Raw genomic sequence first — 25,532 nt, 5'->3', positions numbered from 1 at the left:
ATGCAGAACCTCGACAATCCCTCGCACGACCGCGAGGTCGGCGTCGCCGACGCGACCCAGGACACCACGCGCATCGACGACGTGCGCATCGGCGCGGTGCGCCCGCTGATCTCGCCGGCGCTGCTGCAGGACGAGCTGCCGGTGCCGCAGGCCACGCAAACCCTGGTCGAGGACACCCGCAAGGCGATCGGCGACATCCTGCACGGCCGCGACGACCGCCTGCTGCTGGTGGTGGGCCCCTGCTCGATCCACGATCACGACCAGGCGCTCGACTACGCGCGCCGCCTGAAGGCCGCCGCCGACACGCGGCAGGACGAGCTGCTGATCACCATGCGCGTCTACTTCGAGAAGCCGCGCACCACGGTGGGCTGGAAGGGCTACATCAACGATCCGCGCCTGGACGGCAGCTTCCGCATCAACGAAGGGCTGCGCGCGGCGCGCCACCTGCTGCTCGACATCAACGCGCTGGGCCTGCCGGCCGCCACCGAGTTCCTCGACCTGCTGAGCCCGCAGTACATCGCCGACCTGATCGCCTGGGGCGCGATCGGCGCGCGCACCACCGAGAGCCAGAGCCATCGCCAGCTCGCCTCGGGTCTGAGCTGCCCGATCGGCTTCAAGAACGGCACCGACGGCGGCGTGCAGGTGGCCTCGGACGCGATCGTGGCCGCGGCCTCCAGGCATGCCTTCATGGGGATGACGAAGATGGGCATGGCCGCGATCTTCGAGACGCGCGGCAACGACGACGCGCACGTGATCCTGCGCGGCGGCAAGAACGGCCCGAACTACGACGCGGAGCACGTGGAAGCCTGCTGCGCGGTGCTGCGCAAGGCCAGCCTGCGCGAGCAGGTGATGGTGGACTGCTCGCACGCGAACTCGAACAAGTCGCACGAGCGGCAGATCGAGGTCGCGCAGGACCTGGCGGGGCAGCTCGCGCAGGGCGAGCAGCGCATCGTCGGCGTGATGGTCGAGAGCCATCTGGAGGCGGGGCGCCAGGACCTGAAGCCGGGCGTGCCGCTCAAGCGCGGCGTGTCGATCACCGACGCCTGCCTGAGCTGGGCGCAGACCGAGCCGGTGCTGGACGTGCTGGCCGATGCCGTGCGCCGGCGGCGCGCGCATTCGCGCCAGGCCTGAGCGCGGAGGCGGCGGCATGGCGCGGCGGTAGTCGGACGACTCGGCTGCCGCTGGCGCGCTCGCGCTTGCCTGCCGCCGGCCGGCGAGCACCGCGCCGCCAGCCGGCGGCAGGCAGCGGCAAGCAGCGCACCGCCGTGAATTTCGACGCCGGCGCGACGCGCCTTATACTGGCCGCTCGATCCGCGTGCCGGCCCCCGCCGCGCGAAGCATCGCATGGCGTGCGCCGCGCCTGGTCCGGCGCGTCAGGAATCGCATCATGAAGCACTATCCCACCGCTTCCCGTCATCTCTCGGACGACCGCGTCGCCGACGTCCGGCACGTATCGGTCGGCGGCTATCGCACCGAGCCGCACGCGCACGACGAGGAATACATGTTCCTGCTGCCGCGCGCCGGCCAGTTGATCCTCAATGTCGAATCGAACGCGGCGCCGCTGCGCGTCGCGCCGAAATCCTTCGTGGTGGTCCCGCCGCATCGCCTGCACGACACCCACGGCTACCGGCCCCAGCAGGAACACGTGGCGGTCTACGTGGCCCGCGATTTCGTGGCCCATTGCGAGCGCAAGGCGCGGCGCGCGCTGTCCTGCGCGCGGATCTCGGTCTGGTCCGCGCCGCTGCCGCTGCTCGACGCCGTGCGCGTGGCCGCCGGCACCGGCCAGGCCGGCGGCGGCGAGCTGGCCGCCTATCGCGCCGAGCTGGCCGCCCAGATGGCGGCGGCCGCCTGCGTGGAAGCCGGCCTCGCCTCGGCACCGCTGCCGCCCGGCAGCGCCGACGCGCATCGCGAACTGGTGCGCGACATCCTTGCCTTCCTCGACGCGACGCTCGACCAGCCGGTCGGGCTCGACCGCATCGCCTACGAGTTCGGACTGTCGCGCCGCACGCTCACGCGCATCTTCCGCGACGCGACCGGCGAATCGGTGGTCGACTACCAGTCGCGCCGACGCGTCGAGCAGGCGCGGGCGCTGCTGCGCGCGCCGAACATGACGGTGGTGGCCGCGGCCGCCGCGGTCGGGCTGGAGTCGCCCTCCTACCTGGCCCGGCTGTTCCGGAAACATGGCTACGCGCCGCCGCGCCGCATCAAGGGCTGAACGCCCGCTTTCCGCTTCCCCGCTTCCCCGCTTTCCCCGCCGCCCTCTCCGTTTCCTTCAGACGAAATCGCCGTCCGGCGCGGCATCCGTCGCCATTAGCCACGTTTATCGATTCGATAATCAGCAGATAGTTTTCATTATGGCGACCGCCCTTTAGACTCCGTGAAAACCCTGATCCGCGCGCCGTTCGATCCGGCGCGCTTCGTTTGGACGTGTCCCGCGGTTTCGGCGCGACGCCTCGGCATACCGATGGCAGAGCCGGCCGCGCGAACCGTCACCTGACCGAGAGGCAAGAGCATGACCGCTTTGTTTACCCCGTTCCGCCTGAAGGACGTCGAGCTGCGCAACCGCATCGCGGTGCCGCCGATGTGCCAGTACAGCGCCGTCGACGGCTTCGTCAACGACTGGCACCTGGCGCACTACACGAGCCTGGCGCGCGGCGGCGCCGGCCTGGTGATCGTCGAGGCCACCGCGGTGTCGCCGGAAGGCCGCATCACGCCGGGCTGCACGGGCCTCTGGGACGACGCGCAGATCACCGGGCTGGCGCGCATCGCCGCCGCGATCAAGGCGGCCGGCGCGGTGCCGGGCATCCAGATCGCGCATGCGGGCCGCAAGGCGAGCGCGAACCGTCCCTGGGAAGGCGACGACCATATCGCCAACGACGCGCCGGGCGGCTGGCAGACCATTTCGCCGTCGGCCTCGGCCTTCGGCAAGCACCTGCCGAAGGTGCCGCAGGCCATGACGCACGAGGACATCGCGCGCGTGCGCGGCGATTTCGCGGCCGCGGCGCGCCGGGCTCGCGAGGCGGGTTTCGAATGGCTGGAGCTGCACTTCGCGCACGGCTACCTGGCGCAGAGCTTCTTCTCGCCGCATGCGAACCAGCGCAGCGACGAATACGGCGGCGACTGGACGCGACGCAGCCGCTTCCTGCTGGAAACGCTGGCCGACGTGCGCGCGGCATGGCCGGAGAACCTGCCGCTGACGGCACGCTTCGGCGTGATCGAATACGACGGCGACGATGCGGCCACGCTCGATGCATCGATTCGCCTGGCGGGCGACCTGAAGCGCGGCGGGCTCGACATGCTGAGCGTCAGCGTGGGCTTCTCGACACCCGACGCGCAGATTCCCTGGGGCCCGGGCTTCCTCGCGCCGATCGCGGCACAGGTCAAGCAGGCAACCGGGTTGCCGGTCGCCTCGGCCTGGGGCATCGACGATCCGAAGGTGGCCAATCGCACCGTCGAACAAGGCCAGCTCGACCTGGTGATGGTCGGGCGCGCGCACCTGGCCGATCCGCACTGGCCGTATTTCGCGGCCAAGAAGCTGGGCGTGGAGCGGCCCTCGTGGGTGCTGCCGGCGCCGTATGCGCATTGGCTGGAGCGTTACGCGGTGGCGACGGGGGATTGAGCGGGCGCCTTCGGCCGGCATGAGCAGCACCGGCATTGCCGCGACGCGATCGTGGCAATGCCGCCCGCGCCGGGCTCAATGGGACGGCGCGTCGTCCTCGAAACGAATATCGCCTCGCATATGCACGGTCTGCCCGTTCGCATGCACGATGTTCGTATAGACCACATGCCTTTCGTAGTCCTCGACATGCACGACGTTGTCGCCGGTGTGCAGCTCGTGCCAATACACCAGGTAGACGTTCGGCCGTATCTCCGCGGCATGGTAGTCGACCGTATCCGTCACGCCCTTGTAGGGCCCGGTGAGGCCGACGAAGCTCATTTGCGCGGACGTCGTGAAATCGAGGCGGAACGTGTTGTCGCCGAAACGCACCAGCACCTTCCGGCCGACGGCCACGAAGCCGCCGTCGGCGGGCGCCACCGGGTTCGCGACGGGAATGCCGGAATCCGGCGCCTTGCCCGCGGCGGCGCCCGGCATGGCGAAGGCCACCACGAACCCCAGCGCGCCCATGCATTGCACAAGCCTGCGCATTCCGTTTTTCATGAGCTCTCTCGTAGTCGAAGGGGGGAGACAAGGTGCGTCGGCAACGATGCCTTCAGTGCGGCAGGCGTGTCCTGTAGACACCGTAGGGAAGCGTAGCCCGGCTGACGCCGTTGTTCCACTGCGCGCCGCGATTGAGTTGCGAGCTCGAGACATACAGGTAGCCATTCGTGCCGATGCCGAGCGAATCCGGCCAGATCAGGCGTGAATCCGTCACCAGCGTGTGGACGGTGAAATCGGGCGACAGGTACTTGATCGAATAATCGAGCGAGCTCGTCAGGATGATGTTGCCCGAGCTGTCCGCCTCCAGGCCGTGGGTAATGCCGACCTCCTTCACGAATTGCACCTTGGACAGCAGCGTGCCGGCATCGAGATTCGGATCGGCGAGATACTGCGTCTCGATCCGATAGAGATTGACGTTGGTGACCGGCTTGAAATACAGGAAGCGGTTATCGCGAGTCAGGGCGATCCCGTTGACGTTGGAGGCATAGGGCTTGCCCGTCGCGTCGCGCATCTCCACCCCGCCGTAGGACAGGACGATGTCCGGATCGGCCAGCGTGGGCGTGGTATTGGCCAGCACGACCCGCGACTTCCCATTGGATAGGTCGAGCACCACGATTGCCGCCAGCCCGGGATCGGACAGATAGGCGAGATTGCGCTGGGTGTCGACGCGCACGTCGTTCAGCGCGGAACGATGCTTGTCGAGATCGTCGAAATGATAGATCCGCAGCGCGCGGCCGGTGGCGATATCGAATTTGACCAGCTTGAAATAGCCTTCGGTGCTGCTGCCGTCCGGGTTTTGCGTGGCCGGCTGGGAGTCGAGCACCCAGAGGAAGTCGTCGGCATCGACATAGAGGTCCTGCACGCTGGCGAAATGGTGGTCGTCGCGGGCCGTCGCGGCGTTCCAGCTCGCATCGGGATAGGGAAGCTCGCTGCCGCCGACCACCTCGGTGAGCCCGTAGCGATACGGGCCGCCCAGCTTGGGGAACGAGACGAACAGGCGGTTGGTGGAGGACACGCCCACGCCGATCGCCTGGTACGGGCCGGACGAGGCGGCCAGGCCCAGGCGCTGCTGGCTCGGCGCGACGGCGGGCGTGTCCTCGAGCACGACCACCTCGGCCTGGGCGGCAGCGGCGAAGGCCGAGCCTCCCAGTGCGATAAACAGGCTGATTGCCAGCGCGGACTGTTTCATGATGACCTCGTTGCAGGTTGCTCACCAAGGACCCGCGGCCGCCGATCGGCCCCGGGGAGTCGCCTGTCTCGACGAAGGCCGGATCAGGACGTGCGAAGCTCGCGGTCGCAGGCCGCGTTCGGCGGCGCATCGATCGAACGCTCGGGATGGATCCTCAGCGTCATCAACGCGCCCATCACGAGAAACAGCAGCGAGCCCGCGAAAGGCAGGTTCCAGTTTCCCGTCCTGTCGATCACCGCACCGAACACCACCGGCGAGACGATGGTGGCGAGCGCCGCGCCGGTATTCAGCATGCCGCTCGCCGTGCCCGCATAGCGCGGCGCGACGTCCATCGGCACCGCCCAGATCGGCCCGATCGTCAGTTCCAGCATGAAGAACGCGCCGGACAACGCCGTCGTGACGATCGTCAGGTCGCGACTCAGCATCACCGGAACCATGCAGGCCGCGGCACCGAGCAGGCTGAACGCGATCACGCCCTGGCGCGCCAGGCGCAGGCTGCCGGTCCAGGCCAGCACGCGATCGCTCAGCACGCCGCCCAGGATGTCGCCGACCACGCCGGCCAGGAACACGCCGGATGAAAAGATCGCGGAGGCCTTCAGGTCCAGCCCGTAGCCGTGCAGGAAATAAAGCGGTACCCAGCTGAAGAACAAGGTGTTGCTCCATACCTGGCAGAAGTACACGAAGATCGACGGCGACATCCGCCCGGCAATGCGTCGCCACGGCGTCGGCGGTCTCGCGTGGGCGCCGGTGCCGCCGCGCAACGGCAATTGCGCGAGTTCCGCCTGGTTCACGCGCGGATGAGCGCGCGGATCGTCCCGGTAATACCAGACCCAGACCACGATCCACAGCGCCGTCAGCACGCCCACCGCGACGAAGGAGAGGCGCCATGAATACATCGTCGCGAGCAAGGCGACCAGCATCGGGGCGATCGCGTTGCCCAGGCGCGACGAGGAATGCGTGATGCCCTGCACGAAGCCGCGCTCCTTCGCGTGGAACCAGTTGGCGATCGCCCTCGACTGCGCCGGCAAGGCCGCCCCTTCACCGACGCCGAGCAGCAGGCGCGCCGCGCACAGCGATGCCAAGCCGCCGACCATGCCCGTCGCGATCGTCGCCACCACCCAGATGGCGCCGCAGATGAACAGGGTGCGACGCGCCTCGATGCGATCCGCCAGCCAGCCGCCGATGATCTGGAAGATCGCGTACGTATAGCCGAAGGCGGAAAAGGCGAGGCCCAAAGTCGTGTTGGACAGGCCGAGTTCCGCCTTGATCGGGCCCGCGGCGGCGGCCAGGTTGACCCGATCGAGATACAGGATGAACGACATCGCGCACAGCAGCGCGAGGACCGCCCGTTGGACGTGTGTACGCCCGGATTGCCGCAACTGCGAATTCATGTCTCCTCCGACTGCGAGGTCCGCGGCGTCACGCGAGTGCGCCGTCGGCCCCTGTTCGATCTGGATACGGGACGATCGCCGCCGCCCGTTCACGCCACCGGGATCGTCCTCGTGCTCGCCATGCGGCAGGCCAGGTCGAAGGCATGCGCCATCGCCGTGGCGCTGGCGCGCCCCTGCCCGACGATGTCGTAGGCGGTGCCGTGCGCGGGCGTCGTGACCGGAATCGGCAGGCCGCCCTCGACCGTCACGCCGATCTCGAAACCGAGCAGCTTGGTGGCGATCTGCCCTTGGTCGTGGTACATCGTCACGATGCCGTCGAGCTGGCCCGCGCGAGCGCGCAGGAAGATCGTGTCGGCCGGATAGGGGCCGCTCGCCTCGAAACCCCGGGTCGCGGCGAGCGCCATGCCGGGCTCGATCACGTCGCGCTCCTCGCTGCCGTAGTTGCCGTGATCGCCGTTGTGCGGATTGAGGCCGCACACGCCGATGCGCGGCGCGGCGACGCCGGAGGCACGCAAGGCGACGCTCAGCATGCCGATCGCATCCGCGACCGCCTCGGGCGACAGATGCGCGGACACCTCCCTGAGCGGAATGTGCGAGGTAACGCGAGCCGTCCACAAGGATCCCAGCACGTTCAGCTCGCCGCATACGCCGCGATGCCCGAGCTGGCTGGCGAACCAGCGCATCTCGTCCTCCTCGCGCATGCCGCCCAGGCGCAGCGCGCCTTTATTGAGCGGTCCGAAACATACGGCATCCGCCGATCCTTCCTGCACATGCCGCACCGCCAGGCGCAGCGAATCCAGCATGAAACGCCCGCTCGCCTCGCTGACCACGCCGGCTTCGAACACGGCGTCGCTGCCCGCCCAATGCGGTATCTCGAGCCATCGCGCGGCCTGGGGAAGCGGCACGCCAGCGGCGGCCGCGCCGCGCGCGAGCGCCTCGCGATTGCCGATCAGGAGGATCTCGGCTTTCCTTGCGGTATCGGGATCGGCCAGCAGCCTGGCGATGATTTCCGCGCCGATGCCGGCAGGGTCGCCGATGCTGAGCGCGATTCGAATGGGTGATGGGGACATGGGGTTCCGGCGGCGAGGGTGGTGGGTGCCGCCATGCGGGGTCAGGCGGCTCGATCCCAAGATAATGACGATCGGGCCGCCACGCCATCGCTGATTGGGCTAGGCAGGTTTCGCATCTCGCGAAACCGGCCGGGCCAGGATGTCGAGCACGGCCAGCGTGGAGGACGACAGGCTGTCGACCGGGCGATGGCAGAGCAGGAACTGGCGCGCGGCCCACTCGCCCTCGACCGGCAGGATTCGAAACCGCGGGCCGGCGGCCAGCACCCGCGCCACGCCTTCCGGCATCACGCCGATGCCGACGCGCGCGGCGATCATGGCCGTCATGCTGTCGAAGCTGCCGACGCGGATCCGCATGCGCAGGGCGCGATCCGCGGCATCCGCGAGCCGCGCCAGCGAGATGGAGATGGCCGAGCCTTCGGTCAGCCCGATCACGTCGCAGCCGAGGATGTCGTCGAGCGAGACGCGCTCGCGCTCGGCCAGCGCATGATCCGCGGTGGTCACGACCACCAGCCGGTCCTCGCGGTATTCGCGCGTCGGGAAGTCGAGCCGCCCGAGCGAGGCCTCGTAGATGCCGAGGTCGACCACGCCGCGCGAGAGCGCCTGCATCACGCCGTGGCTGTTGAGTTCCTGGAGATCGATGTCGATACCGGCATGCAGGTCGTGGCAGCGCTGGACGTCCTCGGCGAGAAACTGCAGGACGGCCGAGGTGCAGGCCGCGATCTTGACGATGCCTCGGCCGCCCTGCCGAAAGGCCGAGGCGTCGTCGGCCATGCGCGCCGCCGAATGCAGCATGCTGCGCGCGTGGGCCAGCAAGGCACGGCCCGCATCGGTCAGCGCCATGCCGTGAGGCCGTCGCTCGAACAGCGCGACGCCGAACTGCGCCTCCAGGTCGGCGATGCGCCGCGAGGCGGCCGCGGGCGCCAGCGCGAGACGCTCGGCGGCCTTGGTGACCGCACCCGATTCGGCGGTCGCCTCGAACAGCCGCAATGTCGTCAGATCGAAATGGACACGGTTGGCGCGACGAATCATGGCGACGGGAATTGGCGTGGACGATGCGCCGGATTGTATCCGCCCGCCCGGGCCGGCAGGGGCGCGCCCCGCGCCGGCCGCGAGCGCGCCCGGCCGACTAGGAGCCCACCACCACCGGCGCCGGCAACTGATCGACCGCCGGCGCCTCGATGTCGCGCGCGTGGATCAGCTCGCTATCCTGCTCGGTGATCGCCGGATAGGCCTTGCGCGAGTGGAACAGCTCGACGCGTCGCGGATGGCGCTGCAGATCGAGGTTCAGCGAGAAGGTGTCGAGCTGCGTCGTGCCGGTGATTTCCTTGTCGGGAATCAGCGCATAGTCGACCGAACCATCGGCATAGCTGATCTTCACGAAATAGCGCGCGTCGGCATAAAGCGCCGGCAGGCCGCTGCCGAACGGGCTCGGCAGCGCGAACACATTGCCGCTCTTCGCGAACAGCGGCGGATAGACCTGCGAGGTGCCGTCGGTCGAGCTGGCCGTCAGCGTACCGATCAGCGTCGCCACCGGCGTGTCGATCTTCACCGGCGCGAGCGCGCCGTCGGCCACGCTCGTCGCGTCGTAGCGCAGCGTCGTGCCGTTCCAGCGATACACGCCCGGCGTGGCGGTCTGGTCAGCGAGCGTCGGCGTCGTGTCGAGCCAGTTCTGCATCTTCATCGCCTGGTAGGCCGTGAACTGTGGATAGCAGGCGACGGCATTGCCGTCCTCGCCGCCATTCATCGGATCGTGCTTGCCGACCGATTGCCCGGTCGCCTTGTCGATCACCGGCCCATCCGCGTTGACGCGATACCAGGTGCGGAACTGGTTGTGCACGGTATCGAACCCCCAGGGATTGTTCGGCCCGTTGATGCCGTCGTTCGGATATTCGTCCGCGATTCCCCACTGCTTCGCGGTCCCCTCCGTGAAATGCGACAACCCCAGGGAATGCCCGAGCTCATGGGCGAAAAGGTTGCCGCATTGTCCGCTCGCGTAGTTCCAGGTGGCGGCCCAACCGGTCCAGCCGCCCGAGTAGCCGAAGGTATTGGCATCCTGGTACTTGCCCTTCGCCGCGTCGTAGTACCAGCCGATCCCGATATACGAGCCGAAGCTGTAGGGCGAGGAATCGCCATAGACCGTCGCGCCCTTCGCGTCGCGAATCAGCAGGCCGCGCCCGGTATTGGCCAGGCTGGCGCGAATCGCGAACGGCTTGAGCAATTTGCCATAGAGATCATTGGCGCCATCGGCCGTGACGTCGGCGAATCGGGTGTATTTGCGCGGAGCATGATTACCGCCCTGAAGCACCGCATAATCGAGCTTGAGTGTCGTGTAATCGAAATAATTCAGGGTGCTGACCGGAATCGAGCCGTAATAGTCGCGCGCCAGTTTCGAAATCGGCACTTCCGAGGTAGTGGGATCCTGTGCCGTCGGCCACAGCACCAGCGACAGCCTGCCGATCGTGAAGCGAGCCGGTCGCGCCCACTTGACGGGCGTCGCATCGAGGCTCGCGCCGTTGCCATAGCGGATGCCGAGCGAATACTGCGGCACCACGTCCGCGGCCGGCACCACGGCGCTCCACGCCGCCGTGCTGTAGGGCTGCAGCTTCGCCTGCGTCAGCCCGCTTTCCAGGATGCCGGGCAGGCCGGCTGGCGGCGTCAGGGGCACGCTGTATAAGGTCGTCGCGCCCTGCCTGACATCCAGATAAGGCTGCACGCCAGCCGGGACCGGCGTATCCGGGGTGAACAACAACAGGGCCTGGCGATGGATGATCGGCACGGGCGCCAATCGCGTGCCGCCGCTGCGCGGCACGACGTGAGTCTGCGCGAATTCGATTTTCCCGCTCGGTGCCGACTGGGCAAAGGCGTCGTGTTCCTGTGCAAGCACCAACAGGCCAGCCAATGCCAGCAGGCGTGTCAATTCGGACGATCGATTCATTGGAAAATCCTCTCAGAATATTCGGTTATTAATTTCCCATCACTGTCTCCTGAAAGCGGGTAATTATTTTTTTATCTTCACGATTGCCGAATATTACATCATCGATTTTTCACCAAACAGCATTTCGGATAATAGAAACGCCCATTAATCAAATGGGTCGACAAAGGAAGCCAATTCTTCCCGGCAGGAAACGACACCCCTCGAAACACGCCGGCGCCACCCCGCCCCGCCACCCGCCCCATTCCCCCCGGGAATGACTCCTATCACCGCCACCCGTCTTCTTCGCCCACCCCCGCGCTCGCATCATTCGCTCACCAACCCACCCAACAGGAGCGAACCATGAGCCACTTCCCCGCCTACACCATCGACACCGCCCCGGCCGCATCCAGGGCCACGCTCGAAGCCACGAAAAAGGCCTTCGGCTTCCTGCCGAACCTGCAGGCGCACATGGCCGAATCCCCCGAACTGCTGGCCGGCTATTCCGCGCTCTGGGACCTGTTCTCGAAGAGCACGCTGACGCCGCAGGAGCAGCAGGTGGTCTACCTCAGCGCGAACTTCGAGAACGACTGCCACTACTGCATGGCGGGCCACAGCACGCTGGCGAAGATGGTCGGCATGACGCCCGAATCGATCGCCGCGCTGCGTGCCGGCACCGCCCTGCCCGAGGCGAAGCTGGAGGCGCTGCACCGCTTCGCCACGCTGGTGGTGCGCGAGCGCGGCTTCGTGCCCGAGGCCGACATCGAAGCCTTCCTGGCCGCCGGCTACACGCGCCAGAACGTGCTCGAGGTGATCCTCGGCGTGGCCACCAAGGTGATGAGCAACTACACCAACCACGTGGTGCACACCGAATACGACGCCTTCATGAAGGGCAACGAGTGGACCAAGCCCGCCCAAGCCGTCGCCGCCTGAGCCGCGAAAAACCATGCAGCAGCCGGCGCACGCAACAGGCAGGCCGCGCCGGCCGACGCTCTCTTTCGATCATTCCCCAGGAGTCCATCATGTCCCTGCAACAGAAACTCGACGCCTTCAAGGCAGACTTCCGAGCCGGCAAGCCGCCCTACAATGCGCCCGCGGAAATCCACCCGATCATGGAGCGCGCCACCGCCGAGCTGATCGCCAGCGGCCAGGCCGGCCGCGCGGTCCAGGCCGGCGATCGCGCGCCGCAATTCACGCTGAGCGACCAGGACGGCAAGCTGGTGTCCTCGGCCGACCTGCTGGCCCAGGGCCCGCTGGTCATCACCTTCTATCGCGGCGTCTGGTGCCCTTACTGCAACCTCGAGCTGCAGGCGCTCGACGCGGCGCTGCCGCAACTGCGCGAATACGGCGCGCGGCTGGTCGCGATCTCGCCGCAGACGCCGGTCAACAGCCGCAAGTCGGTACGCGACAACCAGCTCGATTTCCCGGTGCTGAGCGATGCGAAGGGCGAGGTCGGCGCCGCCTTCGGCCTGCGCTTCGCGCTGCCCGACTATCTCGTCGAGCTCTACAGGAAGCTGAAGAACGACCTGCCGGTGACCAACGACGATCCGTCGTGGACGCTGCCGATGCCGGCGCGCTACGTGATCGGCCAGGACGGCGTGGTGCTCTACTCGGAGGTCAATCCCGACTACACGCGTCGCCCCGAGCCGGAAGACCTGTTCCCGGTGCTGGAACGCGCCCGCGTCGCGCGCTGAGCGCCTCGCCTGCCTTCTCTCTCGCCACTGGAGCCGATTCATGTCACAACGCAGCTTCCTCGTCACCGGCGCCTCGAAGGGCATCGGCCTCGCGCTGAGCCGGCGCCTCGCGCGGGCCGGCCATCGCGTGGTCGGGCTGGCGCGCGGCCAGGCGGCCGATTTCCCCGGCGAACTGGTCAGCGTCGATCTCGGCGACGCCGGCGCGACCGATGCCGCGCTGCGCGCGCTGCTCGCGCGCCAGGCCTTCGACGGCGTGGTCAACAACGTCGGGCTGGTGAAGCCGCAGCGGCTCGGCGCGGTCGAGCTCGCGACGCTCGACGAGGTGTTCTCGGTCAACCTGCACCCCGCCGTGCAGACGGTGCAGGCGCTGCTGCCGGGCATGCGCGAGCGCGGCTGGGGGCGGGTGGTCAACGTGTCGAGCCTGACGATCCTCGGCATCGCCGAACGCACCGCCTACGCGGCGGCCAAGGCGGCCCTGGTCAGCTTCGCGCGCTCCTGGGCGCTCGAATTGGCCGATACCGGCATCACCGTGAACGCGGTGGCGCCGGGGCCGACCGAGACGGAACTGTTCCGCGCCAACAACCCGCCCGGCAGCGAGGGCGAGCGCCGCTACCTGTCGGGCGTGCCGATGGGCCGATTCGGCCAAGCCGACGAGATCGCGGCGGCGATCGCCTTCCTGCTGTCCGAGGATGCCGGCTTCATCACCGGCCAGACGCTGTTCGTCGACGGCGGCGCCTCGATCGGCCGGCGCGCGTTCTAGGCGGCGCAGCGGGCGGTGCGACGGGTGGTGCGGCCGGCCGCGCCGCCGTTCAGCGCGGCGCGACCGGCTCGCCGGCCAGCACTTCCTCGACGAAGGCCACGAAGGCCCGCGCCTTCGAGGTCACCAGCCGGCCCGAGGGAAACACCGCCCAGAGGTCCACCGGCGGCAGCGACCAATCCGTCAGCACCGCGCGCACGGTGCCGTTCGCCAGTTCGGGCCCGAACATCCATTCCGACGCCACCGCCAGCCCCATGTCGGCGAGCACGGCGGTGCGCATGCCCTCGGCCGCGCTGACCCGCACGCGCCCCGACACGGCCACCGTCACCTCGGTGCCGTCGCGCCGGAACGACCAGGATTCGCCGCCGCCGCGCTGCGAGTAGATGATCGCCTGGTGACGGCTCAGCTCGGCCGGCGTGAGCGGCGTGCCGGCCTCGGCCAGGTACTCGGGCGTGGCCACCACCAGCCGCCGGCTGCTGGCGATCGGATGCGCCGTCATCGAGGAATCGTCGAGCCGCCCCATGCGCAGCGCCACGTCCACGCCTTCTTCCAGCAGGTCGATCGCGCGGTCGTCGAGGATAATGTCGAGCTGCAGGTCGGGATGGCGGTCGACGAAGGTCTTGAGCGCGGGCAGCACATGCAGCCGCGCGAAGGTCACGGCGGCGCCCACCCGCAGCCGGCCCGACAGCCCCGCCGACGATTCGCGCACCGCCTGCTCGGCCTGGTCGGCCTCCTCGATGGCGAGCCGCGCATGTTCGTAGAAACGCTGGCCGGCGTCGGTCGGCGTCAGGCCGCGCGTCGAGCGCAGCAACAGCCTCGCGCCCAGATGGGCCTCGAGCTGGGCGACGGACTTCGAGACGGCGGGCTGCCCGAGCTTCAGGCGCCGCGCGGCGGCCGAGAACGAGCCCGCCTCGACCACCGCCACAAAGGTTTCCATCGCTGCCATGCGGTCCATCGTCCCCTCCCCCAGTGATTCGAGCCGGTGCATCGGCGCCGGGCAGCAGTCTAGCGCGCATGGCACGGTGGAAGATATCGGCCGCCTCCCGGCCCACGCGATCGCATGCCGTCGCGCCCCGGCATTGCCGAGCGCGCGGCGGCCGGCTTATGCCGATTTCGTCAGCGAGACAGTTCCAGCCAGGACGATGCCGCGCCGCATGGATCAATCATCACAACGCACCGTCCAATTCATTTCATCATCCGTTGAATTAAAGGAAAATCACCTATGCAATTGGAATCAAAATCAAATAAATCGAAGGAAAGTCCATCCGCTTAAATCGCGCGCACGCCCGCCGGGCGCGCTCGCGCGGATTGCCGGCAAGCCGCGGCGAAGGCCGCCGGGCCGGGAACGGTTCCTGAGCCAGACTCATTCCAGCCCCTTTTCAACCTGCTATTCCTGACAGTGCCGGGACAGCGGGATACCCGACTGATCTCATCAAGTCAGCTATCAAATTGATGTAGATACTGCAATTGGTGTTTATAATCCCGGAATAATTTTTCATTTAGTTGAGCAATTGCCGGAATTGCACCGAGATTTATTCATACAACGTCAACAAAGCGGCCGTTAGACTCGTCTGCGCATGTCGAGCGACATGCATGCATGAGGCGCAGTCATCCCGCAGGCGAGTCTTCGGATCCGAAGCCGCCGCGCGATTTTCGAACCAACGGCCGCGTTTGCTGACTTAAATGTATGGACGGATGGCGTTCGCGCCGCGGGCTTCGGCGGGGTTCCGAAGCCGGGCCGGGCGGCGTCGGCGGGTCGGGAGAGCGGCTCGCGAGGCGCCAGGCAGGATGCCCGGGCCGGATTCGGCCCGGCGGCGGCCGTGACGAAACCGGTGCATCATCGTTGTCAGATTAGTAAGCCGGCGGCCCGAGCGCGCCGGCACGAGGCGAGAGCAATCAACTTACGTCAGAGTCAGAGCCACATGTCGAGCCCGAACAAATACTCCGCGCTGCCGTCCTTGCGGGCCCTACGCTACTTCGTGAGCGTGGGCCGGCACCGCAGCATCAAGACGGCCGCCGAGGAAATCCACGTCACGCCCTCGGCGATCAGCCAGCAGATCGTCAAGCTCGAGGAAGAACTGGGCGTCAGCCTGCTGCAACGTTCGCCGCGCGGCATCGACATCACCCCGCACGGCATCCGCTACCTGCAGGAGCTGCAGCAGGTGTTCGACCTGATCCTGCGCGCCACGGACCGCCTGCGCAGCAATGCCAACCATACCGATATCGTCACGGTCAGCTGCGCGCACAGCTTCGCGATGCAATGGCTGGTGCCGCGCCTGTCGGAGCTCTCGCGCGTGGCGCCCGGCGTCGACCTGCGCATCAGCACCACCAACCGCTACGCGGCCTTCGTCGACGACCAGATCGATTTCGCGGTGCGCCACGGCGCGGGCCGCTACCAGGGGCTCAAGTCCGAGCTGCTGCTCGACGATCCGCTCTACCCGATCTGCAACCCGCGCCTGATCGAGCAGGCCGGGCCGTTCCAGTCCTTCCAGGACCTCGGCCGCGTCACCCTGCTGCACGACGAGCGGCACAAGGAATGGCTCGCCTGGCTCGACCGCTACCAGGTGGGCGGCGTGCGCGGCGATCGCGGCACCATGTTCATCGACTCGAACGGCGTGATCCACGCGGCGCTGGCCTGCCACGGCGTGGCGCTGGCCCGCAAGTCGATCATCGCCTCGGAGCTGGCCGACGGGCGCCTGACGATCCTGTTCGACGCGCCGATCACCCCCGAATACGCCTACTACCTGGTCTACCCGGAGCAGACGCTCGACAACCCGAGCGCGCGCGTGTTCCGCCAATGGCTAATGGAAGCGGTGAAGAATCCGCGCCCCGCCGAGCAGCCGGTGGTCCAGCTCAGCGCTGCGGCCGACTGAGGCCGCCGGCAGCCGGCCTCGCCGGGACGCCGTGCCAGGCCGGACATCGGGCCGGACCTCAGACCGAACACCAGGCCGCACATCAAGCCGAGCGCTTGCCGGTCAGCACCGACAGCTTGAGCACGCCGCTCGCCAGCATGGTGCCGAGGATCACCACCGCGCAGCCGAGGAACATGGTGGGCGTGATCGCCTCGCCGAGGAACAGCGAGCCCCACACCAGGCCGAAGATCGGCACCAGGAAGGTGACCGAGACCGCGCGCGCCGGGCCGGCGGTCGAGATCAGGTAGAAGTAGATGATGTAGGCGATGCCGGTGCAGGCCACGCCGAGCGCGATCACCGAGCCCCAGGCCAGCGCCGAGACGGGATGGGCGGGCCAGTACAGGAACATGAAGGGCAGCAGCACGATGGCCGCGCCGATCATGCTGCCGGTGGCGATCGCCAGCGAATCGACGCCGACCAGGAATTTCTTGGTGGCGTTGGCCGAGATGCCGTACAACAGGGTCGCGCCGAGCACGGCGAGCGGCGCGATCGCGCCGGCGCCGAACGAGCCGCCGCCCGTCAGGTCCTTCCAGACCAGGATCAGCACTCCCGCGAAACCGATGAACAGGCCCGCCACGCGCAGCCCGCTCAGGCGGTCGCCGATCCACAGGAAGGCGACGATGGCGGCCCACAGCGGCGTGGTCGCGTTGATCACCGAGGTGATCCCGGCCGGCAGCGTCAGCTCGGCGTAGGCGAACAGGCAGAACGGCAGCGCCTGGTTCAGCACCCCGATCACGAACAGCGGCAGCAGCTTGCCGGACATGCGGTGGAAACCGCGCCGGGAAGCCAGCACGATCGCGAGGAACACCGCCGCGATCAGGATCCGCACCGCCATCAGCGGCACCGGCCCGAACTCGGGCGCGCCGACGCGAATGAACAGGAAGGAGGCGCCCCAGAGGGCGGCGAGCGTCAACAGCAGCGTGAAATTACGGGCGTTCATGTCTTGGCTTGGGGAGGGTGGCCGGCAAACGTTTGTGTAGGAAGGGAAATCAGGGCCGTGCCTCGGCGGGTTCGCCGCGAACCCTGGCGGGATCGGTGTTCGCGCCGCAGACGATGACGGCGACGCGCTCGTCGCGCGCCGGCACGTAGCGTCCCGACAGCAACGCGGCGAAGGCGGTCGCGCCGCCCGGCTCAGCCACCAGCCGCAGCTCGCGCCAGAAGGCGCGCTGCGCGGCGACGATCTCGGCATCCTCGACCGTCAGCATGCGCGCCACGCGCGGCGCGATCACATTGAAGGTATGGCGACCGGCGCGGCGCGCGCCGAGCGAATCGGCGGCCACGCCGCCGACCGTCACGTCCACCGGCTCGCCCGCCTCGAGCGCGGCACCCACCGCACGCGCCGTGACCGGCTCGACGCCGATCACGCGGGTGGCCGTGCCGGCATACCAGGCGCATACGCCGGCCAGCAGGCTGCCGCCGCCCGCGGCGACCAGCACCGTGTCGGGCGCGCCGGCCTGCTGGTCGAGTTCGAGCGCGACCGTGCCCTGCCCCTCGATCAGCTCGGGTTCGTCGAAGGCGTGGATGGCCAGCGCGCCGGTCTCGCGCGCATGCCGCTCGCTGGCGGCCAGCGCCTCGCCGTAGTTGGCACCGCTCACCATCACCTCGCCGCCGAGCTCGCGGATCTGCCGCAGCTTTTCCGGCGGCGTCAGCGTCGGCACGAACACCTGGGCGGCAAAGCCGAGCGTGCTGGCCGCATGCGCGACCGCGATGCCGTGGTTGCCGCCCGAGGCCGCCACCACGGTGCGCGCGCCGTTCACGTCGCCGCGCGCGAGCAGGCGGTTGAACACGCCGCGCGGCTTGTAGGAGCCGGTGTGCTGGCAGGTCTCGAGCTTCAGCGCGAGGTCGAAATCGAAGCCGAAGCTGCCGGCGGCCAACTGCAGCACCGGCGTGCGCCGCACGCGCGCGGCGATGCGCGCATGGGCGGCCACGATGCGCGCGCGCCAGTCGTCGAGCGCTGCCTGCGCCGCCGGATCGTAGAGGGCGAGACCTTGGTCCCGCCCGGCGCCACGCTTCATGTCCATCGCCTGCTTCTCCTTGCCCTCAGGCACTTTCGTCGGCCAGCACGCGGCCGGTCACGCCGGCCAGCGCCGCGCGCAGCACGCGCAGGCCGCCGCTCAGCACGGACTCGCGCCAATCGTCGCGCGGCACGTCGAAGAATGCGCGCAGGGCCGCACGCGCCCGCGCGGCGGCCGGCGAATCGCCATAGGGATCGTTGCGCCAGGCCACCGCCTCGGCGCGCAGCGCGGCCACCGCGTCCGGCACCGGGTGGGTGCCGAACTCGAGCGCGATCGAGGTCAGCGAGCGGCCGAACAGCCAGCGCCGCCAGGCATCGTAGAGCGTGCCGTCGAGGTCGTTCGAGACCGCGCCGCCGGCGCGCGGCGCGCCGAGCGCCGGCCCGAACCAGGCCTGGGCGCGCGCCAGCGCGGCCGAGCCCGGCAGGTCGAACGATACCGGCTGCCCCTCGCCGTAAGGCCCGAGCCCGGTGTGCAGGTCGACCAGCGCGATATCGGCGGCATGGCCGAGGTTCTCGCGCACCAGCTCGCCGATCAGCCGCGCGCTCCAGGTCGTCTCGTTGCCGCCGTAGAACAGCCCGTCCGGATGTCGATACTGGCCGCGCGAGAGCGCTTCCTGGAACGCGGCGATGCCGTGGCGCCCGGTGAAGTCGCGCAGCGACGCGTCGGCGCGCACGCGCGCCACCGGATCGTCGTCGCCGGTCAGCAGGGCGTCGTGCAGCGCGTCGTAGCCGTCGTTGCTTGGGCGCGCCGTGTTCCAGTCGATGAAGTTGCGGTTCAGGTCGACGTTGTCCTCGTTGACGCGCCGATGCCAGGCGAAGCCGAACGGATTGAGCGCATGCACCAGCATCACCGCCGCGTCGCAAGGCAGCTCGCCCGCGTCCTCGCCGGCCAGCCAGGCGCACTGGATCGCCGAACCCGCGTAACCCTCCACGCCATGCGTGCCCGATACCACCACCAGCACGCGCGAGGCGGCGGCCGGCCCGAGCCAGGCCACGTCGGTGGTCAGCGTGACACCGTCCGGACCGCGCGCGGGGTTGCGCACCTGGGCGAGCCGCGCGCCACGCCGCGCCGCCGCCTCGCGAAAGCGCGCGCGCGCCGCCTCGTAGCTGTCGGAGAACATCTCGCCGGCCTTCATCACGCCGCCAGTTCGATGCCCGTGGCGCGATGCCAGTCGACCGTCAGGCCGAGCGAGCTCATCTCGCTGTCGAAGCGCGCCACCGCGCGCTCGCGGAAGTCGGGATAGAGCACGCCGTGACGGATGCCGGTGTCGAGCAGCCCGGAGATGTCGCGCCAGAGGTAGGGGTGGATATGGTCGCGATACCAGTCGCAATGGACCTGGGCGCGCACGCGCTCCTCCGGGTTCTCCTCGAACATGCGCTCCAGCACCTTCTTGCCGAAGGCGAGATGGGTCGCTTCCTCGCGCGCGATCTGGCGGAACGAGGGGAAGATGTCGGGACGCGTCTCGCTCATCTCGGCCAGTTCCTCCATCGCGAGCACGCCCTCGGCATACACGTTCAGGCCGATCAGCACCTCGAGCTCGTCATCGCTCTCGAACAGCTTGTCGAAGCGGTTGTCGATGTCCTTCAGGCGATAGCGCTCGATCAGCGCGTCGTCCCATTGCAGGCCCAGGTGGCGCACGCCTTCCTTGAAGAAGTTCGAGTGGGAGACCTCGTCGTGCGCGTGATGCACCAGGTAGAACTTCTCGCGCAGGTCGTCGCGGCGCGGAATCCACTTCGCGCACAGATCGATGATCTCGAGCTCGGAGAAGTAGAAGTTGACGTTGACCGTCAGGATCAGGTCGAGCAGTTCCTGGCCGCCCTGGTCGAGAATCTTCTTGTAGAGTTCCATGCGTCAATCTCCTTGGCCGCGCTTGAGCAGGTAGCGGGCGAAGCGTGACTTGTCGGCACGCAGCGCCTGGGTGGTGATGTCGAGCAGCGAGCAGAGCAGCGCCACGCTGGGCGTCTCGCTGGCAAGTTCGCTGTCGTGAAACGATGCGCCGAGCCGCTGGGCGCCCATCTGCAGGAAGGCGTGCAGGGGGCTTTCGCGGCTGTCGGAAAAGGCGTCGATGACCAGCGTGGTGTTGAAGCCGCCGACCAGGTAGCGCTTGACCACGGCCTTGAACAACAGTCCCGACAGGCCATACGGCGCGCTGTCGAAACGACGCCGGCGCCAGGCGGGATCGACGATCAGCCGCTGCGGCTCGACCAGTTGCGTATAGCGCTTGAGCGGGCCGAGCGGGAAGAACCGCTCGATCGGCAGGCCGACGCGCGAATCGCCCACCACGCGCACCGTCGCGATCATGATTTCCGCCGCGCCGGCGTGCGGCCGGACGAACACCGCCAGATAGTCGCCGCTGGCGTGATAGTCGTCCTCCACGGCATGCACTTCGTCCTCGACCTCGAGCAAGCCGCGCTCGGCGCCGTAGACGCGTTGCCACAAACCACCCACTTCGCGCATCGACTGCGGATCGTCGCGATCCAGCGTGCGTACCGTGAACTGCGGGAAGGCATCGGATGGCGCCAGCCCGGGGGGAGCCCAGGCTGGCGCAAGCGCTTCCACGACGGTCGATTCATCTTCCGGCATAGGCAGTACTCTCGTTTTCCGAGGGCTGGCGCCGCTCGGGTTCTCTCAGGTTCGGAGGCTGGTGCCCCTCGCTCTTGCCGCGGGTTTTGCCCGTCGGCGCTCTCTCAGGTTCAGGGGCTTTTCGCCCTCTCGGGGGCTTTTCGCCCCTCGTTGCTGTCGCGTCGGGATCGTGATCCCTCGGCTTCCTCGGAATGCGGGAGTCATGGCTCCCTGGCTGTTATTCGGTACCACGCAATGGATGCACGGCGATCGCATGTGCTCGCGCTGGGGCCGGCGGCACGTGCCGGCCCGGGTGCCGCGCCGCGATCAGCGGTATTCGACGTAGTGGAGCGAGTCGTCCCACATGCGCTTGTAGAAGGTTCCCGCCACGTAGGAGGCATGTGCCATCCAGCGCACCTCCTCCTCGTTGAGCGGCGAACGATCGATGATGTCCCACAGCTCGACCACGTGTTCCTTGTCGGTCTCGCCGTGCGAGAAGAAGAAGCTCAGGTTCTCGTGCTTGAGCGGCGTCTTTTCCAGCACCAGCTTGCCGAACCAGGCGCCGTAGCGCTGGCCGATCCCTTCCAGCACGATCGAGCTGGCCAGGCGCGTGCCCGGCATATGCAGCGCGTTGTGCACGTTGAAGGCCACGTAGGCCATCGCCGAGGGTTGCGGCAGCAGCGTCTTCGGATCCGGGCCCTGGTAGCCGGTGGAATAGAGATCGTCGAGGATCCACTTGTAATGCGGGATTTCCTCGTGCGCATGCGCCACCAGGTATTCGCGCAGCTCGGTCAGGCGCGTCGGGCAATTGGCGGCGGCCGCCGCGAACGACATCGAGCCCTGGTAGATCTGGTAGAACAGCGTCAGCAGCAGGTGCTGGTAATCGGTCACGCTCCACTTGCCCGCGTCGAGCGCGCTGAACACACGGTTGCCGGCGAATTCCTCGATCGCCTGGTTCGCCGCCTGGCGAACCGCCTTGTAATCGACTGACACCAATCGCGACTCCGCTTGCTTGAAGGTTCATCCACCGGCGGGCTGGGGCCCGCGCCGGGCGGCTTTCATTTCGTCTCGATTGTCAATCGTCTCGCGAATCGAAAAGAATCGGAAGGTCGATTAATAAATCGATATAAATCTGACGTCGGAGGGCAGATTACCAATGCGAAACAAAGGGAACAAGCTAGATTTTTTTCGGCAGCTTTAGATTGGCTAAAGCTCGATTGCCGCGTGCCGGCGCGGCGCCGGGCCGGCACGATACGCCGGAGATGTCCGCCTGGCGGGGCGCGGCGGCCGGCGCACCGGTCAATGGCACCGGTACCGGCGATGGATGCGAAGAATCGGCCTCGAATCCGATTTAATCAATGAATAAGCCGCTTGTTTCAATTTTGAAAGCTGCGATCACAGAGAAAGACAAGCGCTGGAATTGGTTTCAAGCCCGATATCATTAAAATGTTTTCCGGCATTATGCAAAGAATCGCTTTGATGGCGCAAGTGGCGATCCGCGATTGCCGCGCGGCGAGCATCGACGCCGGCCGGCGTTCAATACTTCGAACTGCTGACCAAGCATGCGGGCCGCTTGGCAGCGCTCGATATCGAGGATCGCGGGATGCCGGGCCGGCACGATCGACACCGATCGATCGGCAAGCGCTCGCGAACGAGACGGCGGGCGGGTGGGAAAAATCCGCGCGGGCAGGACGAGGACGACCCGGCAGCCTCGCCTCGTCCATCGCCCCGCCGCTACCGCGATCGGCGTGATCCGTGCCGCAACCGGCAGGCGCCAGCCCCGAACGTAATCGTCCGTAATCTGATTCTTTGCTTTTCTCGCGAAAAATTACAGGCTCGATTTGATTCGCGCCCTGGCCCAAAAAACTTTCAATAATCGCACGTCAATCATTAACAACAGCTTTCCATTTCGACATCTTTCCTCATACTTCACGCCGCGCTCGATCGCCCTGCCCGGCGCCCGTCGAAGCGATCGTCGCGCGCGACGGTCCCCGGCAATCCGACAAAAACCCTGAAAATTCAGCATCACCGATGCGTTTCCCGCGCCCACCACGGTCCCCGCAGCCGCCTTCCTCGATACCGGAAGCCTCATCGCCACAATGGAAAGCACTTCGTAATAAGTCGCATCTTCACATCATTTCAAACCTTACGATCCACATGATCGTTTTATTTCTTTTTTATTAAAAAATGACCGAATAGTCAGAATTCCCCGGCGATCCCTGTCACGAAAACGTAAATAGCCCGCTCCAATAATTCGCCCCGACAAAAAGTTCACGGATCGGCTTTCGTGAGAACGCAAGAAGAACTCATCAACCCACAGGGACCCCAAAATGTCGGTTAGTTCAAAGCTACGCATTCCCCTCCTGCTGACCTCGATCGCGGCAGCCAGCATGCTGGTTGCCTGCGGCGGCGACGATGATTCGTCCTCCGCATCGAACGGCAACGGCGGCACCACCACCTCGACCAAGACGCTCACCGGCACCGTGGCCGCCTCGGCCCTCGTGCCGGGCGGCACCAACGGCGACCCGGTCATCAAGGCCGGCTACTACGCCGGCGCGACGGTGTGCCTCGACGTCAACGGCAACGGCAAGTGCGATGGCAGCGACCCGGTCGCCACCACCGACGCCAAGGGCCAGTTCACGCTGAAGGTGGCCTCGAACGCCACCGGCCAACTGCTCGCCGACATCAGCACCAAGGCCACCAACACGGCCGCCGGCAGCGCCGTGGCCAGCCACCTGGTGCTGCGCGCCTCCGCCGCCCAGGTCGCCGACCAGGGCGCGAACATCGTGATCAGCCCGATGTCGAGCGAAGTGCAGCGCCTGGTCGAAGCGAACAACAGCAGCTACGCCACCGAGAAGGCCAATCTCGCCACGCGCCTGAGCGGCGCCGGCGTGGCCAACGCGGCCTCGTCCGTCACGGTCCCGGCCGGCGACGTGCTCGCCGATGCCGGCAAGCTCTCGGGCGCCGAGCAGGCCGCGATCCTCTACGAGGACAACGCGCTGAGCAACCGCTACACCTACGCGACCACCAAGCTCGATCGCGGCGACCTGTACCCGGACAACCTCGCGGTCACCGGCGGCGATCCCTCGCTGGCGAAGCTGCAGGGCATCAGCAGCAACACGATGGTGACGCCGACCCAGACGCAGGCGCCGATCACCTTCGCGCAGGCCCAGCAAGCCGCCTTCAACGTGGAAGGCATCCCGCGCTACGACGCGGTGTTCATCCTGATGCTCGAGAACCGCTCGATCGGGACCACCACGGGCGGCACGATCGGTATCGAAGGCTCGGGCGACGCGCCGTACATCGCCGGCAACCTCGACTTCACCACCGGCAAGTGGAACCAGGCGACCACCTACTACTCGACCGGCAACCCGTCGGAGCCGAACTACACGGCACTGGGCGGCGCGGACGACTGGGGCATCACCGACGACAACTGGTGGGGCTGCAACGTCGATGCCTCGTCGCTGACGGACGCCGCGTTCAAGGGCGGCACGGCATCGGACGGCCAGCCGCTGGTCTCGACGTCGGCCGTTCCGGCCAACGCCAACGGCGACCTGTCCGGCTTCGGCAACTGCCCGACCGGCTCGAACGCCGCGCATAACATCACCGCGCCGAACCTGTTCACCCTGCTGACGAACTCGGGCCTGAACTGGCGTACCTACAGCGAGTCGATGAACCCGGGCCAGGACGTGCGTACCGACAGCATCGCCGACGCGGCGGTGGTGGCCGGCTACAACGGCGCGGCAGGCACCACGACGGCCGGCATCACCAGCCCGGCGATCGCGATGCCGAGCGCGCTGTACAAGACCAAGCACCACCCGGGCATGGCCTACCAGACCGCGCGTTCGCTGCCGGACTTCTTCGCCAGCAACCGCACGATCTTCGGCACGCAGTACGCCGACGCGATCAAGAGCACCTCGGTGTACCCGGTCCCGCAGAACTACAACTTCGACCAGTTCAGCACCGACCTGGCGAACGGCGACGTGGGCGCGATCAACTTCGTGGTGCCGGACCAGTGTGACGACATGCACGGCACGGGCAACGATCCGACCTGCAAGAACGACAACCTGGTCAAGCGCGGCGACTCGTACGTCCAGCAGGTGGTGAGCAAGATCCAGGCATCGCCGATCTGGAACAACCCGAAGCGCCACGTGGCGATCGTCGTGATGTTCGACGAAGGCGAAGGCAGCTCGACCTCGTGCTGCGGCTGGAACCCGTCGCAGACCAGCAAGGCCGAGCCGCTCACGTTCGCCAACGGCACGTACACGCCGACGGTGACCACGGTCTACAACCACGGCAACCACGGCCACGGCAACTCGATCTTCGGCGTGATCACCAACCATGGTCCGCAGGGTATCCAGGATAGCGACGCGTACAGCCACTTCTCGCTGGTCCGCACGATGCAGGACATGTTCCAGCTCGCCGACCCGGCACCGGGCCAGGAGTTCACCTACCTCGCCCGCGCGAAGTACACGGAGAGCTTCATCTCGCAGAACATCCTGAACCTGCCGGAACTGGCAAGCAGCGCCGATACGCACTTCGACTCGGTCCGTCCGATGAACCATGCGTACATCACGCCTGCCGGCTACACGCAGAAGCTCAATCCTGCCGACATCATCAACACGCAGGAAGCGAATCGCCAGCCGGGTCCGGACAAGACCCAGACCAACATCTGGGCGATCCAGTAAGTCCCGCGTCCGCGGGGAGGCGCCAGCCCGGACGGGCCGGCCCCTCCCCGCTCCGAACGCTTGCGTAGTGAAGCCGGGCAGGCCCTTGGGCACGCCCGGCGATTTCGTTGATGACCCTGTCCGGCCACCCGGCACCGCGCCTCGCGCGACCGGCCGCGCCGAACGACAAACCGAATGCCTGACC

21 protein-coding genes are annotated in these 25,532 nt (G+C 67.5%); 8 read left to right on the top strand and 13 right to left on the bottom strand.

Annotation, left to right across the window (positions count from 1 at the left end; all coding sequences use genetic code 11):
• From F3J10_RS02505 to F3J10_RS02495, 3 genes are all read left to right on the top strand, one after another.
• The gene (locus tag F3J10_RS02505) at window positions 1-1,131 is read left to right on the top strand and encodes a 3-deoxy-7-phosphoheptulonate synthase (RefSeq protein WP_166913753.1); all 1,131 of its coding nucleotides are present in this window, start codon (window positions 1-3) and stop codon (window positions 1,129-1,131) included.
• 256 nt (window positions 1,132-1,387) lie between these two features.
• A complete protein-coding gene (locus F3J10_RS02500) occupies window positions 1,388-2,215 on the top strand; it encodes an AraC family transcriptional regulator (RefSeq protein ID WP_166912646.1) in 828 nt (275 codons plus the stop codon).
• A 297-nt stretch (window positions 2,216-2,512) separates the two neighbouring features.
• Window positions 2,513-3,619, top strand: coding sequence for an NADH:flavin oxidoreductase/NADH oxidase (locus F3J10_RS02495; protein ID WP_036055495.1), 1,107 nt, complete (start codon window positions 2,513-2,515; stop codon window positions 3,617-3,619).
• A 75-nt stretch (window positions 3,620-3,694) separates the two neighbouring features.
• Here the strand turns inward: F3J10_RS02495 and F3J10_RS02490 are convergent, their stop codons facing one another.
• The 6 genes from F3J10_RS02490 to F3J10_RS02465 all read right to left on the bottom strand — a co-directional run bounded on the left by F3J10_RS02490 (window position 3,695) and on the right by F3J10_RS02465 (window position 10,744).
• Window positions 3,695-4,147 carry a hypothetical protein gene (locus F3J10_RS02490; RefSeq protein WP_166912647.1) on the bottom strand — a complete coding sequence of 151 codons (453 nt, stop codon included), beginning with the start codon at window positions 4,145-4,147 and terminating at the stop codon, window positions 3,695-3,697.
• A 64-nt stretch (window positions 4,148-4,211) separates the two neighbouring features.
• Complete coding sequence (locus tag F3J10_RS02485) at window positions 4,212-5,348, bottom strand: L-dopachrome tautomerase-related protein (protein WP_166912648.1); 1,137 nt, start codon at window positions 5,346-5,348, stop codon at window positions 4,212-4,214.
• Between the two features lie 83 nt (window positions 5,349-5,431).
• The gene (locus F3J10_RS02480) at window positions 5,432-6,670 is read right to left on the bottom strand and encodes an MFS transporter (RefSeq protein WP_240155326.1); all 1,239 of its coding nucleotides are present in this window, start codon (window positions 6,668-6,670) and stop codon (window positions 5,432-5,434) included.
• A 158-nt stretch (window positions 6,671-6,828) separates the two neighbouring features.
• Entirely contained in the window at window positions 6,829-7,809 is a 981-nt protein-coding gene (locus tag F3J10_RS02475) for a 4-hydroxythreonine-4-phosphate dehydrogenase PdxA (protein ID WP_166912650.1), read from the bottom strand.
• A 99-nt stretch (window positions 7,810-7,908) separates the two neighbouring features.
• Window positions 7,909-8,838 carry a LysR family transcriptional regulator gene (locus F3J10_RS02470; protein WP_166912651.1) on the bottom strand — a complete coding sequence of 310 codons (930 nt, stop codon included), beginning with the start codon at window positions 8,836-8,838 and terminating at the stop codon, window positions 7,909-7,911.
• A 97-nt stretch (window positions 8,839-8,935) separates the two neighbouring features.
• Entirely contained in the window at window positions 8,936-10,744 is a 1,809-nt protein-coding gene (locus F3J10_RS02465) for a M66 family metalloprotease (RefSeq protein WP_240154602.1), read from the bottom strand.
• 339 nt (window positions 10,745-11,083) lie between these two features.
• Here F3J10_RS02465 and F3J10_RS02460 point away from each other — a divergent pair, with 339 nt between their 5' ends.
• The 3 genes from F3J10_RS02460 to F3J10_RS02450 all read left to right on the top strand — a co-directional run bounded on the left by F3J10_RS02460 (window position 11,084) and on the right by F3J10_RS02450 (window position 13,174).
• Entirely contained in the window at window positions 11,084-11,653 is a 570-nt protein-coding gene (locus F3J10_RS02460; RefSeq protein WP_096751755.1) for a carboxymuconolactone decarboxylase family protein, read from the top strand.
• Window positions 11,654-11,742: 89 nt separating this feature from the next.
• Window positions 11,743-12,414, top strand: coding sequence for a peroxiredoxin-like family protein (locus tag F3J10_RS02455; protein WP_166912652.1), 672 nt, complete (start codon window positions 11,743-11,745; stop codon window positions 12,412-12,414).
• Between the two features lie 40 nt (window positions 12,415-12,454).
• Window positions 12,455-13,174, top strand: a complete 720-nt coding sequence (locus F3J10_RS02450) for an SDR family oxidoreductase (protein ID WP_025097815.1) — start codon at window positions 12,455-12,457, stop codon at window positions 13,172-13,174.
• 49 nt (window positions 13,175-13,223) lie between these two features.
• Here F3J10_RS02450 and F3J10_RS02445 read toward each other — a convergent pair whose 3' ends face one another.
• Entirely contained in the window at window positions 13,224-14,126 is a 903-nt protein-coding gene (locus F3J10_RS02445) for a LysR family transcriptional regulator (RefSeq protein ID WP_166912653.1), read from the bottom strand.
• Between the two features lie 967 nt (window positions 14,127-15,093).
• On the opposite strand from F3J10_RS02445, the gene gcvA reads away from it, so the two are divergent.
• Complete coding sequence (gcvA, locus tag F3J10_RS02440) at window positions 15,094-16,044, top strand: transcriptional regulator GcvA (protein ID WP_013691250.1); 951 nt, start codon at window positions 15,094-15,096, stop codon at window positions 16,042-16,044.
• Window positions 16,045-16,126: 82 nt separating this feature from the next.
• Here gcvA and F3J10_RS02435 read toward each other — a convergent pair whose 3' ends face one another.
• The 6 genes from F3J10_RS02435 to F3J10_RS02410 form a co-directional block, all read right to left on the bottom strand.
• Complete coding sequence (locus F3J10_RS02435; RefSeq protein ID WP_025097817.1) at window positions 16,127-17,023, bottom strand: DMT family transporter; 897 nt, start codon at window positions 17,021-17,023, stop codon at window positions 16,127-16,129.
• Between the two features lie 49 nt (window positions 17,024-17,072).
• Window positions 17,073-18,104 carry a threonine/serine dehydratase gene (locus F3J10_RS02430; protein ID WP_166912654.1) on the bottom strand — a complete coding sequence of 344 codons (1,032 nt, stop codon included), beginning with the start codon at window positions 18,102-18,104 and terminating at the stop codon, window positions 17,073-17,075.
• 19 nt (window positions 18,105-18,123) lie between these two features.
• Complete coding sequence (locus tag F3J10_RS02425; RefSeq protein WP_240155327.1) at window positions 18,124-19,233, bottom strand: DUF2817 domain-containing protein; 1,110 nt, start codon at window positions 19,231-19,233, stop codon at window positions 18,124-18,126.
• Window positions 19,233-19,946 carry a hypothetical protein gene (locus F3J10_RS02420; RefSeq protein ID WP_025097820.1) on the bottom strand — a complete coding sequence of 238 codons (714 nt, stop codon included), beginning with the start codon at window positions 19,944-19,946 and terminating at the stop codon, window positions 19,233-19,235. The genes F3J10_RS02425 and F3J10_RS02420 overlap by 1 nt, the downstream gene beginning before the upstream one ends.
• 3 nt (window positions 19,947-19,949) lie before the next feature.
• The gene (locus F3J10_RS02415) at window positions 19,950-20,681 is read right to left on the bottom strand and encodes a hypothetical protein (protein WP_025097821.1); all 732 of its coding nucleotides are present in this window, start codon (window positions 20,679-20,681) and stop codon (window positions 19,950-19,952) included.
• A 306-nt stretch (window positions 20,682-20,987) separates the two neighbouring features.
• A complete protein-coding gene (locus F3J10_RS02410; RefSeq protein ID WP_223997645.1) occupies window positions 20,988-21,653 on the bottom strand; it encodes an iron-containing redox enzyme family protein in 666 nt (221 codons plus the stop codon).
• A 1,337-nt stretch (window positions 21,654-22,990) separates the two neighbouring features.
• Here F3J10_RS02410 and F3J10_RS02405 point away from each other — a divergent pair.
• On the top strand, window positions 22,991-25,348 hold the full coding sequence (locus tag F3J10_RS02405) for an alkaline phosphatase family protein (RefSeq protein ID WP_166912655.1): 2,358 nt from the start codon (window positions 22,991-22,993) through the stop codon (window positions 25,346-25,348).
• Window positions 25,349-25,532: the final 184 nt, after the last annotated feature.

Origin of the sequence: Burkholderia sp. Cy-637 (assembly GCF_011753175.1) — a bacterium.
GTDB lineage: Bacteria > Pseudomonadota > Gammaproteobacteria > Burkholderiales > Burkholderiaceae > Burkholderia > Burkholderia gladioli.
Note: the sequence above shows the minus strand (reverse complement) of the source record. Positions and strands in the feature narration are given on the sequence as shown.